Annotated in this window: 10 protein-coding genes; 3 read left to right on the top strand and 7 right to left on the bottom strand. The window is 69.7% G+C overall.

Annotated features, from left to right (window positions below):
- The first annotated feature begins 30 nt into the window (after positions 1 to 30).
- Together AC1Z3W_RS35720 and AC1Z3W_RS35715 are read left to right on the top strand one after the other, a co-directional pair.
- Entirely contained in the window at positions 31 to 243 is a 213-nt protein-coding gene (locus AC1Z3W_RS35720; protein WP_011353523.1) for a hypothetical protein, read from the top strand.
- Between the two features lie 58 nt (positions 244 to 301).
- The gene (locus tag AC1Z3W_RS35715; protein ID WP_409364301.1) at positions 302 to 1324 is read left to right on the top strand and encodes a serine/threonine protein kinase; all 1023 of its coding nucleotides are present in this window, start codon (positions 302 to 304) and stop codon (positions 1322 to 1324) included.
- 73 nt (positions 1325 to 1397) lie between these two features.
- Here AC1Z3W_RS35715 and AC1Z3W_RS35710 read toward each other — a convergent pair whose 3' ends face one another.
- The gene (locus AC1Z3W_RS35710; protein ID WP_483509454.1) at positions 1398 to 2840 is read right to left on the bottom strand and encodes a coniferyl aldehyde dehydrogenase; all 1443 of its coding nucleotides are present in this window, start codon (positions 2838 to 2840) and stop codon (positions 1398 to 1400) included.
- Between the two features lie 717 nt (positions 2841 to 3557).
- Here AC1Z3W_RS35710 and AC1Z3W_RS35705 point away from each other — a divergent pair.
- Positions 3558 to 5198, top strand: coding sequence for a GMC family oxidoreductase (locus AC1Z3W_RS35705; RefSeq protein WP_483509453.1), 1641 nt, complete (start codon positions 3558 to 3560; stop codon positions 5196 to 5198).
- Between the two features lie 33 nt (positions 5199 to 5231).
- Here AC1Z3W_RS35705 and AC1Z3W_RS35700 read toward each other — a convergent pair whose 3' ends face one another.
- From AC1Z3W_RS35700 to fliF, 6 genes are read right to left on the bottom strand one after another with little or no spacing between them, the layout of a single operon-like run.
- Positions 5232 to 6509, bottom strand: coding sequence for a flagellar hook-length control protein FliK (locus AC1Z3W_RS35700; RefSeq protein ID WP_057924586.1), 1278 nt, complete (start codon positions 6507 to 6509; stop codon positions 5232 to 5234).
- A gap of 31 nt (positions 6510 to 6540) precedes the next feature.
- Positions 6541 to 6999 carry a flagellar export protein FliJ gene (gene fliJ, locus AC1Z3W_RS35695; RefSeq protein WP_483509452.1) on the bottom strand — a complete coding sequence of 153 codons (459 nt, stop codon included), beginning with the start codon at positions 6997 to 6999 and terminating at the stop codon, positions 6541 to 6543.
- Positions 7000 to 7004: 5 nt separating this feature from the next.
- A complete protein-coding gene (fliI, locus tag AC1Z3W_RS35690) occupies positions 7005 to 8546 on the bottom strand; it encodes a flagellar protein export ATPase FliI (RefSeq protein ID WP_057924584.1) in 1542 nt (513 codons plus the stop codon).
- On the bottom strand, positions 8540 to 9223 hold the full coding sequence (gene fliH, locus AC1Z3W_RS35685; protein ID WP_057924583.1) for a flagellar assembly protein FliH: 684 nt from the start codon (positions 9221 to 9223) through the stop codon (positions 8540 to 8542). The genes fliI and fliH overlap by 7 nt, the downstream gene beginning before the upstream one ends.
- A complete protein-coding gene (gene fliG / locus AC1Z3W_RS35680) occupies positions 9216 to 10211 on the bottom strand; it encodes a flagellar motor switch protein FliG (RefSeq protein ID WP_057924582.1) in 996 nt (331 codons plus the stop codon). Before fliG ends, fliH begins: the two co-directional genes overlap by 8 nt.
- Positions 10201 to 11964: a flagellar basal-body MS-ring/collar protein FliF gene (gene fliF, locus AC1Z3W_RS35675; RefSeq protein WP_483509451.1), complete on the bottom strand. Its 1764-nt coding sequence runs from the start codon at positions 11962 to 11964 to the stop codon at positions 10201 to 10203. The genes fliG and fliF overlap by 11 nt, the downstream gene beginning before the upstream one ends.
- Positions 11965 to 12024: the final 60 nt, after the last annotated feature.

Genomic DNA, 12024 nt, shown 5'->3' with positions numbered 1-12024 from the left:
GTTTCAAAGTTTCAAGAGTGGGGAACCATCATGCATGTCGGGTCGATTGTCTGTACTACCCATATCGCGGTGCCGAAGGGCGCGCGCGGCATCGTCCAGCGCGTTCTGGGCGACATGGCCATGGTGACCTGGTACGCGGGCGTGCCGGGCGAGTCGAAGGAACTCAACACCGAGCCGTTCTTTCTCGAGGACCTGATCGACACCGGCGAATCCGTGCTGCCGGCCGGCGCCGCGCTCCACTGAGCATGCGTGCCGCACCGGACGCTCGTGTTTCGGCGCGGCTGACGGCACAATGCGGGGCATGAAAGACGTCACTTCCGCCCCTGCTGCTCCCGCCGGCCCGCCGTTCGCCGGCCTCACGCCCGAGTGCGTGCTCGACGCGCTCGACAGCGTGCTGATGCCGGCCGGGTTACGCACCGACGGGCGCCTGCTCGCCCTGAACAGCTACGAAAACCGCGTCTACCAGGTCGGCATCGAAGACGGCCCGCCCGTCGTCGCGAAGTTCTACCGGCCCGCGCGCTGGACGGACGACGCGATCCTGGAAGAACACGCGTTCGTCGCCGAACTCGCCGCGCGCGAGATTCCGGCGGTGCCCGCGCGCGTGTTCGACGGCCGCACGCTCCACGCGTTCGACGGCTTCCGCTTCTCGATCTTCGAGCGGCGCGGCGGCCGCGCGCCCGATCTCGACCGCAGCGACACGCTCGAATGGCTCGGCCGTTTCATCGGTCGAATCCACGCGGTCGGCGCGACGCAGCCGTACGTCGCGCGTCCGGTGCTCGACATCGGCACCTTCGGCTACGAGCCGCGCGATTACCTGCTCGCGCACGACTTTCTTCCCGACGATGTTCGGCCCGCCTACGAGACGGCGGTCGCGCTCGCGCTGGAAGGCGTCGAGGCTGCGTTCGAGCGCGCAGGCGACATCCGCCTGCTGCGCACGCACGGCGACTGCCATCCGAGCAACGTGCTGTGGACCGACGCGGGCCCGCATTTCGTTGACTTCGACGACAGCCGGATGGCGCCCGCGGTGCAGGACCTGTGGCTGCTGCTGCCGGGCGATCGTGAAGGCGCGTCGCGCGCGCTCGCGGACCTGCTCGCCGGTTATGAGGACTTCTGCGAATTCGAGCCGCGCGAGCTGCATCTGGTCGAGGCACTGCGCACGCTGCGGTTGATTCATTACGCGGCCTGGCTTGCCCGCCGCTGGGACGATCCGGCGTTTCCGGCCGCGTTCCCGTGGTTCAACACGCACCGCTACTGGGAAGCACGCGTACTCGAGCTGCGCGAGCAGATCGGCGCGATGCAGGAAGGGCCGCTCTGGCACGTGTGACGGCGCGCGCGGCAGCGTCGCCGCGCGGCATTTGCGAAGTGGGCGGCCGCGCGTTGTGCGCGGCCCGCATCGCTCAGAACTTCAGCATCATCCTGATCACCGCGGCGAAGCGTTTGCCGTAAGGCGGCGCGATCAGCCCGCGGGTGTTTAGGCGCGCCTGCGTGAGCACGGGCTTCATCTTCGAGAACGTCACGAAGCCGTCGTAGCCGTGATACGCACCCATTCCGCTCGCGCCGACACCGCCGAACGGCAAGCTGCCGCACGCGATGTGCATCAGCGCGTCGTTGACCGTCACGCCGCCCGAGATCGTTTCGCGCATCACGCGGTCGATCGTGCCGCCATCCTCGTCGAACAGGTATAGCGCGAGCGGCCGCGGACGCGCGTTCACATAGGCGATTGCTTCGTCGAGCCGCTCGTACGGCACGAGCGGCAGCAGGGGCCCGAAGATTTCCTCCTGCATCAGCTGTGACGCGGCTGGCGCGTGCGTGACCGCGCACGGCACGAAGCGGCGCGACGCGGGATCGGACTGCGCGTCCGACAGCGGATGCAGTTGCGCGCCGGCCGCCTGCGCGTCGGTCGCAAGCTGTTGCAGCCGCGCGTAATGACGCGGCGATACGATCGTCGTGTAGTCGCCGTTGGTCGACAGGTCCGGATACAGCTTCGCGAAGCGTGCGCGCGCGCGCTCGATGAACGCGCCTTCCATCCCGCGCGGCAGCAGCACGTAGTCGGGCGCGATGCAGGTCTGGCCCGCGTTCAGCGTCTTGCCGCCGATGATCGCGTCGACGGCCGCATCGAAGCGCGCATTCGGGCCGACGATCGCCGGCGACTTGCCGCCGAGCTCGAGCGTGACGGGCGTGAGGTTGTCGGCGGCCGCGCGCATCACGTGGCGGCCGACATGTGTCGAGCCGGTGAACAGCAGGTGATCGAACGGCAGCGCGCTGAATGCGGCGCCGATCTCGGCATCGCCGTTCACGACCGCGACGTGATCGCGCGAGAAGGTCTTCGCGATCAGTTGCTCGAACAGCGCCGACGTGCGCGGCGTCAGTTCGGACATCTTGATGATCGCGCGGTTGCCGGCCGCGAGCGCGCAAATCAGCGGCCCGGCCGCGAGCAGGATCGGATAGTTCCACGGCACGACGATGCCGATCACGCCGAGCGGTTGCGGCAGCACCTTCGCGCGCGCCGGCCGCAGCCACTTGTTCATCGGCTTGCGGATCGGCTTCATCCAGCGCTTGCCGTGCTTGAGCGCGTCGTCGATCTCTTCCTTCGCCATCCAGATTTCCGACAGCAGCACTTCCTGCTTCGCGCGATGCCCGAAGTCGGCGCTGATCGCATCGGCAAGCGCATCCGCGTGATCGATCAGCATCGTGCGCAGCGCGCGCAGGTGCTGCGCGCGGGTGTCCCACTCCGGATACGGCGTGCGCAGGTAGGCCGCGCGCTGGTCGTGCAGCAGCGTCGTCAGCACATCGACCGACGGCAGCGCTTGCGGGGCCAGTTCGGGCAGATCGTTCTTCATGTCGTCTCCTCCAGTTGAGCGTGGCACGTCGGCCAGCAGTCAGGTCGCACGTACCCGCTCGGCGAGCGTGGCGGGGCGGGATTGGCGTGCGTCGCGCGGCGCGGGGCCGGATGCGACGCACGGGCGAATACAGGGGGCAGCGTGCGGCAACCGTCGCATCCGCGCGACGGTGTTCGCGTCCGAAAACGGGATTGCACGGCTCGTGTGGACGGCCCGATGTGATTTCCGATGGGGGCACGATCGCGCGCTGAGAGCGCTTGCCGGCGCACCGAAGCGGGGCGGCACGCGGCGCGCGGCGACATACGCACTGGCTCGTCGTGCCGCTCGTGCGATGTGCCATCCAAACGGTCGGCGACACGTGGCGTCGTTCGATTTCGACCGGGCACGCGCACGGTGTCGCACGTCACCGACCGGGCATCCGTTTGAAATGAAATGCGGGCCGCGCGCGGTGCGTCCGGATCACCCGGTCGGCACGCGGCCTGCAGAACGTCGCGCTGCATCGTCGTCTCCCCAGTTTCGCGACGGCGCGGCTTCTGGCGGCCGGTGCAGCGCGTCGCATCGATCGATACATCTTAAATTTAGTTCACGCGGGCGTTTAGAGGAATCGCTCTTGAATCGGCGCGCCGCGCGCGCGACGGCCATTCCTACAATGCCCGAACATTACAAGCGGGAGCCGGTCCGCGCCGGGCGCCGTTCATGACACGAAGGAGACGTGACATGCAATACGACTACATCATCGTCGGCGGAGGGTCGGGCGGGTCGAGCCTTGCCAGCCGCCTCGCCGATGCATGCCCCGACGCGACGATCGCGCTGATCGAGGCCGGTTCGCATACGGAGCGCAACCTGCTCGTCAACATGCCGGTGGGGATCGCGGCGCTCGTGCCGTTCAAGCTGGGCACGAACTACGGTTACGAGACAGTGCCGCAGCCGGGCCTCGGCGGCCGCCGCGGCTACCAGCCGCGCGGGCGCGGGATGGGCGGCTCGAGCGCGATCAACGCGATGATCTACACGCGCGGCCACCCGGGCGACTACGACGAGTGGGCACAACTCGGCGCCACGGGCTGGGGCTGGCAGGACGTGCTGCCGTATTTCCGCCGTGCGGAAGGCAACGCGCGCGGCGCCGATATGTGGCATGGCGCGGACGGCCCGTTGACGGTTTCCGATCTGCGCTTTCGTAATCTGTTCTCCGAACGATTCATCCAGGCCGCGCACGCGGCCGGCTATCCGCTCAACGACGATTTCAACGGCGCGACACAGGAAGGCGTCGGCTTCTATCAGGTCACGCATCGCGACGGCTCGCGCTGCAGCGTCGCGCGTGCGTACATCTACGGCCGCAACCGGCCGAACCTGCGCGTGATCACCGACGCGACGGTGCTGCGCGTGGGCTTCGACGGCAAGCGCGCGGTCGGCGTCGTGGTGTCGCGCGACGGACGCATCGAGACGCTCGGCGCGCGCGCGGAGGTGATCCTGTCGGCCGGCGCGTTCAATTCGCCGCAACTGCTGATGTGCTCGGGGATCGGTCCGGCGGAACAGCTGCGTCGGCACGGGATCGCGGTCGTGCAGGACGCGCCGGACGTCGGCGCCAACCTGATCGACCATATCGACTTCATCATCAACACGCGCGTGAATTCGTCGGAGCTGGTCGGCGTCTGCCTGCGCGGGATCGCGAAGATGACGCCGGCGCTCGCGCGCTATTTCTCGAGCCGCACCGGGATGATGACGAGCAACGTCGCGGAGGCGGGCGGCTTCATCAAGAGCGATCCGTCGCTCGATCGTCCGGACCTGCAGCTGCATTTCTGCACGGCGCTCGTCGACGATCACAACCGCAAGATGCACTGGGGCTTCGGGTATTCGCTGCACGTATGTGCGCTACGGCCGTTCAGCCGCGGCACGGTCGCGCTTGCGAGTGGCGATGCGCGCGACGCGCCGCTGATCGATCCCCGCTTCTTCAGTGATACGCGCGATCTCGATCTGCTCGTGCGCGGCGCGCAGGCGATGCGCCGCATCCTGTCGCAGGCGCCGCTCGCGTCGCAGGGCGGGCGCGAGTTGTACACGCGCGCGGACCAGAGCGAAGCGGAACTGCGCGCGACGATCGTCGCGCATGCCGACACGATCTATCACCCGGTCGGCACCTGCCGGATGGGTTCGGATGCGCGGGCGGTCGTGGATCCGCAACTGCGCGTGCGTGGCGTCGAGGGGCTGCGGGTGGTGGATGCGTCGGTGATGCCGACGCTGATCGGCGGCAACACGAATGCGCCGTCCGTGATGATCGGCGAACGCGCGGCGGACTTCATCGTCTCGGCGCGTCGGGGCGGCGTGCCGCGCGGCGAGGCGGCCGCGGCGGCGCACGGCCGCTGAGCGGCGCGCACCGGCTCGCGGCCGACGCGATGCTCAGGCGAACGTATCGACGAGGCCCGCGCGGCTCACGGTCGCGCCGGCCGCTGCGGATTGCGCAGCGTCGAGCGGTGCGTCGACGGCTGACGTTCCGGCGCGTGCGCGCGGCGACGACCGGCCGCCGGCGAAGTTCTGTTGCGGGTTCTGTTGCGACGCGAAGCCGCCGTCGCTGACGGTCGCGCTGCCCAGGCCGAGCCCACCCGCCTCCATCGCTTCGCGCAGCTTCGGCAGCGCGGCTTCCACCGCGTCGCGCACTTGTGCGTGCTGCGACACGAACAGCGCATGCGCGTGGTTGTCCGCCACGCGCAGCACGACCTGCAGCGGGCCGAGGTCCGGCGGGTTCAGCGTCAGCTCGGCGCTCTGCTGGTGCGCATTGGACAGGAACACGACCTTCTGGCTCAGCGCATCGGTCCAGTCGGCCGTGCCGACATGCGGGGCCAGCACGTGCGCGTTGGCCGCGGCGATCGAGCTTGCGGCGGGCGCCGTCGCGACGTTCGCCTGGGCGGCCGCCGCCGCCGCTGTGGCTGCCGCGACCGATGCGTCGGCGGCCGGGCTGGCGGTTTCCCCGGCGGCCGCGAGTGCGTGTGCCGCGGACTGGCCGGTCGCGCCGGCCTGCAGCGCCAGGGCGGTGGCTTGCGTGGGCGTCTGCTGCGTCGCGAGCGTGCCTTTCGCGTCGGCGAGCGTGTGGTCGAAGGTCGGGACTTTCGGCGTCAGCGGTGCATCGGCCGCTGCCGTGCCCGTCCCGGGCATCGCGATCGCCCCCGCACCGCCGGTCAGTCTCGCCAGCGCGCCCTGCAGTGCGTCGCGGCCCGATGCCGGCACGGCGGCCGCATCCTTGCCTGCATGATTCGCCAGCGCCGCCGTGGCGTCAGGCTGGCCGGACACGGCGGTCGTTTGCGCGGCGGTGGCATCGGCCGGCGCCGCGCCGTTCTCGCGCGCCTGCAGCTGTGCCTGCACGGCCGCCGCCGCGGCGAGCGCGGCGGCGTCGGGACCGGACGTCGCGTTCGCGTCGTCGGCCGACTTCTCGTCGTCGCGGTCGGCGGGTTTCGTGCCGGCGGCCGGCGTCGACGACGCGTGTTTCGTCGTGGCGTCCGGCTTGCCGGCGTTCGCCGTGTCGTGCCGCGTGACGACGCTTCGCTTCAGCGTCTGCGCGAACGGCACGGCGGCCGGGCTGTTTGCGGCATCGTCGCCGGCGGACGAACCCGCGCCGCGGACGGCCTTGAGTGCGATGCCGGCGGTGTCGAGCAGCGCGCCGAGCAGGGGCAGGGGAGGCATGGCGATTCTCTCGTTCGAAAGCGGTGAGCGGTTACGCCGAGCGGGCCGCATCGGCCCGCATGCGCAGGATTTTGGCGGCGTGTTCGTCGGCGTCGCGCTGTTCGCGCTTCGCGGCACGCTGCGCTTCCTGCGCGACGCCGCGCGCCTGCAGGGTTTCGTATGAGCCGACGGTGCGCTTCTTCTGTTGCCAGTTCGGGCGCGCTTCGTCGATGCGGAGCTCCGCTGCGGCCAGCACGTTGCGCTGCTGCGCGATTGCCGCGTCGAGCGTGTCGATGAACGACTGGAAATTGCGCAGGTTGCCGGCGGGCATCCCGTGCTGCGCGGACTGCGTGAAGCGCGCGTGGTATTCGTCGCGATAGCGCAGCAGCGCATCGAGCTGTTCGGCGGCCGCGGTGCGGTCGCGCTGCGCGGTGCCGAGCTGCTTCGCGGCGGTGTCGAGATCTTCCTGCGCGCGATCGAGCAGCAGTTGAAGGGGAAAGCCGTGTGCCATCGGGATCAGCCTCCGTGTACGTCGAACAGCGCATCGAGTGCGGTGAGGCTCGACGCGAACGGCGCGCGTTCGCGAAAGCCCTGCTGCAGGAACGATTCGATGCGCGGATAGAGCGCGATCGCGCGGTCGAGCTGCGCGTCGCGGCCGGGTGCATACGCGCCGACCGCGATCAGGTCGCGGTTGCGCTGGTAGCGCGACAGCATCTGCTTGAACTGCCGCACGCGGTCGAGATGCGTTTCATCGATCAGCGCGGTCATCGCGCGGCTGATCGATGCCTCGATGTCGATCGCCGGATAGTGGCCGGCCTCGGCGAGCGCGCGCGACAGCACGACGTGGCCGTCGAGGATCGCGCGCGCCGAATCGGCGATCGGGTCCTGCTGGTCGTCGCCTTCGGTCAGCACCGTGTAGAACGCAGTGATCGAGCCGCCGCCTTCGGGCCCGTTGCCGGTGCGCTCGACGAGCGCCGGCAGCTTCGCGAACACCGACGGCGGATAGCCCTTGGTCGCGGGCGGCTCGCCGATCGCGAGCGCGATCTCGCGCTGCGCCATCGCGTAGCGCGTCAGCGAATCCATCAGCAGCAGCACGTGCTTGCCCTGGTCGCGGAAATACTCGGCGAGCGACGTCGCGTAGGCGGCGCCCTGCATTCGCAGCAGCGGCGACACGTCCGCCGGCGCCGCGACGACGACCGAGCGCGCGAGCCCGTCCTTGCCGAGGATCTGTTCGATGAATTCCTTCACTTCGCGGCCGCGTTCGCCGATCAGCCCGATCACGATCACTTCCGCACTCGTGTAGCGCGCCATCGTGCCGAGCAGCACCGACTTGCCGACGCCGGAACCGGCAAAGAGGCCCATGCGCTGCCCGCGGCCGACGGTGAGCAGCGCGTTGATCGCGCGCACGCCGACGTCGAGCACGTGGTGGATCGGCTCGCGATCGAGCGGGTTGATCGACGGGGCCGACAGCGGCGCGTCGACCTTCGACGCGAGCGGGCCCAGGCCGTCGAGCGGGCGGCCCGACGCGTCGACGACGCGTCCGAGCATTTCCCAGCCGACCGGCAGCCGCTTCGCGCCCGCGAGCGGGTCGGCGACCGGTGCGCTTTCGAGCGGCCATACCCGGGCGCCGGGCAAGACGCCGGCGACGTCGGTGGTCGGCATCAGGAACAGGCGATCACCGGAGAAGCCGACGACTTCCGCTTCCGCATGCGGCAGCGTGCTGCCGGGCGGCAGTTCGATCATGCATTCGGCGCCGACCGACAGGCGCAGCCCGATCGCCTCGAGCACGAGGCCCGCGGCACGCGTGAGGCGCCCGCTCGGGCGCAGCGGCAGCGCGCGGTGGCTGCGCGTCGCGAGCCCGTTCAGGTGCGTGCGCCAGTGCGCGAGATGCGGATTGTGCGGTGCGCGCGGCGCATCGTCCGATGCGGGTGCCGCGTGCGGATCGGCGCCGTGTGCGGTGTCAGGCGCGCTGTCTGGGCCGAACGACGCGAGCGCGAGTTCGCGCTCGAGCGGCGTCATCCCGTCGTGCAGGATCGATTCGGGCGTGGGCGTCACCATGCGCTCACCTTGCCGATCGCGGCGGCGACACGCTGCCAGCGGGTGGGCAGCGTCGCGTCGACCTCGCCCGTCGCGGCGTGCGCGCGGCAGCCGCCGCGCTCGATCGACGCGTCGGTGCGCACGTTCCAGCCGAGCGTATCGAGATCGTCCTGCAGGTACGCTTCGACGACGGGCAGGTCGGCCGGATTCACCGCGAGATGCGGCGCGCCGGACAGCGCGGGTTCGGCTGCGAGCACGTCGCGCACGGCGGCAACCAGCGCGGCCGGGTCATGCTTCACGTGCTGGCGCACGACCTGCTGCGCGATGTCGAGCGCGAGCTGCGCAAGGTCGGACGCGAGATCGTGCTCGACGCTCGACACGGCTTCGCGGAACGATGCGGCGAGCGCCGCGAGCTGCGCGGCCTGTTCGCGGGCTTCGGCCTGGCCGGCCTCGAAACCCTGCGCGCGGCCCTGGTCGAAACCGGCCTGGTAACCCAGGGCCTGACCTTCGACGTGGCCGGCCGCATGGCCTTCGGCATGCGCGGCGTCGCGCACGCGCTGCAGTTCCTCGGCGAGCGCGGCGGCAGCCGCTGCCGCATCGTCGGGCGGTGGCGGGGGCGGAGGCGGATCGAATGACGCCATCTCCCACCGCTGGTACGCGGTGAGGGTGCCGGCGCGGTCGCGCGCGGAATCAGACATACGCGTCTTCCGCCTTGCCGCCGATCGCGATCTGACCGCTTTCGGCAAGGTTGCGCACGATCTGCAGGATGCGGCGCTGCTGCGTCTCGACTTCGGACACGCGCACCGGGCCGCGCGCGTCGAGATCCTCGGCGAGCAGTTCGGCCGCGCGTTGCGACATGTTCGCGAGGAACTTCTGGCGCAGCGCGGGCGGCGCGCCCTTCAGCGCGATGATCAGCGTTTCCGATTCGACTTCCTTCAGCACCATCTGGATCGCGCGATCCTCGAGGTCGAGCAGGTTCTCGAACACGAACATCTGGTCGACGATCTTCTGCGCGAGGTCGGCGTCGTACTGGCGCACGCTTTCGAGCACGCCTTCTTCATGATTGCTCGTCATGAAGTTGAGGATCTCGGCTGCGGTGCGGATGCCGCCCATCGGGCTGCGCTTCAGGTTGTCGCTGCCGGACAGCAGGCCGGTCAGCACGTCGTCGAGCTCGCGCAGCGCGGCCGGCTGGATGCCGTCGAGCGTTGCGATCCGCAGCATCACGTCGTTGCGCAGCCGATCGGTGAAGCACGACGCGATTTCGGACGCCTGGTCGCGGTCGAGGTGCACGAGGATCGTCGCGATGATCTGCGGATGCTCGTTCTTGATCAGTTCGGCCACCGCGCCCGAGTCCATCCACTTCAGGCCCTCGATGCCGCTCGTGTCGCTGCCCTGCAGGATCCGGTCGATCAGCACGCTGGCCTTGTCCTCGCCGAGCGCCTTGGTCAGCACCGAGCGGATGTACTCGCTCGAATCGAGCGACAGCGCGGTGTGCTGCTCGGCTTCCTTCGCGAATTCCTGCAGCACGTCCTCGACCTGCTCGCGCGTGACGTTCTTCAGCGCGGCCATCGCGGCGCCGATCTTCTGCACCTCGCGCGGCGCGAGGAACTTGAATACCTGCGCGGCCTCTTCCTCGCCGATCGACATCAGCAGCAGCGCACTCTTGGTCAAGCCTTCAGCGTTCATCGGACACCCAGTTCTTCACGACGGTGGCGACGATCTTCGGATCCTGGCGGGCGATCGTGCGCGCGTAGTCGAGGTTGCGTTCGTAGCGGCTCCTTTCGTTCTCGAAGCCGAGCAGCAGCGGATCGGACTCGTCGGATTTGTCCGGTGCGGGCAGGCCGTCGAGCGCGACCGGATCGTCCGGCCCCACGAGCGCCGGGGCGACCGGTGCGGGCGGCGGGAACGCGCGGCGCATCGCCGGGCGCACGAACATGAAATAGAGCGCCGCCGCGGCCGCCGCGATGCCGAGCCACTTCGCGGCTTCCTTCGCCATCGCGATCATGTCCGGCTGGCGCCACCACGGCAGGTCGGCGTACGGGTCGCTGACGGTCGAGAACGCGCTGTTCACGACGTTCACCGAGTCGCCGCGCTTCTCGTCGTAGCCCATCGCGTCCTTCACGAGCTGCTCGATCTGCGCGAGCTTGGCGGGCGGCAGCGGCTGCATCGTCACGTGGCCCTTCGCGTCGGCGACGGGCTGGTAGTTGACGACGACGGCGACCGACAGCCGCTTCACGTTGCCCATCGGCTGCTCGACATGGCGGATCGTCTTGTCGAGCTCGTAGTTGGTCGTCTGGTCCTTGCGGTCGCTGACGGGCGTCGACTGCGGCCCGTTCTGGCCGTTGCCGGCGACGACCGGCGCGGAGGCCGGCTGCGGCGGTGTGTTCGACAGCGCGCCCGGCACGCCCGATGCGCCGCCCTGCGCGAGTTCGGTCGCGCTGCTGGTCTGCTGGCTGCGGATCGCGGCCTGCTGCGGCGCGCCGTTCGGGCCGTAGCTTTCCGAGGTCTGCTCGAGCTTCGAGAAATCGACGTCCGCGCTGACCTGCGAGCGTGCGTTGCCGGCGCCGAAGATCGGCGCGAGGATCGCGTCGATGCGCTTTTGCGTATTGCGCTCGACCTGCTGCACATACTTGAGCTGGCTCGCGTCGAGGCCGGATGCCGATGCGGTCTGCGTCAGCAGGTTGCCGTCCTGGTCGACGATCGTCACGTTCTTCGCCGGCATGTCGGGCACGCCGGACGACACCATCCGCGTGATCGCCTGCACCTGGCCCTCGTCGAGCACGCGGCCCGGGTAGAGGTCGACGAACACCGACGCGCTCGGCGCCTCCTTGTCGCGCACGAACACCGACGGCTTCGGGATCGCGAGATGCACGCGCGCGCCGCGCACCGCGTTGATCGATTCGATCGTGCGCTGCAGCTCGCCTTCGAGCGCGCGCTGGTAGTTCACCTGCTCGGCGAACTGGCTGATGCCGAATTTCTGGTTGTCCATCAGCTCGAAGCCGACCGAGCCGCCCTTGGGCAGCCCCATCGCGGCGAGCTTCAGGCGCGTTTCGTGCACCTGGTTCGACGGCACGAGGATCGCGCCGCCGGCGTCGGCGAACTTGTAGGGAACGTTTGCCTGCTGGAGTGCGGCGATGATCGCGCCGCCGTCGCGGTCCGACAGGTTGCTGTACAGCACGCGATAGTCGGGCGCGCGGCTCCACAGCACGAGCGCGGTGATCGCGGCAATCGCGAATGCGACGGCGATCACGAACGGCAGCTTCGGATTGCCCTTCATCCGCGAGATGCCGGGGATGCGTTCCGCGAAGCCGCCGAACCCGAAGTCCGCGCCGGCGCCGCCCGCTCCCGGCAACGCGGCGGCCGCGGTGGCGCCTGGCACCGGGCTGGCGAGGCCCGTGCGGGCGTCGGGGTTGATCAGCGAGTTGGCCTGCGAATCCATGCGAGGAGTTTCTCCGGAGCGGAACGACTGAGCCGCTCGGACGAGCGGACGGACAATGAC

The organism is Burkholderia sp. 10_S31 (assembly GCF_056930375.1).
This window is presented reverse-complemented; position numbering and strand designations above follow the sequence as displayed.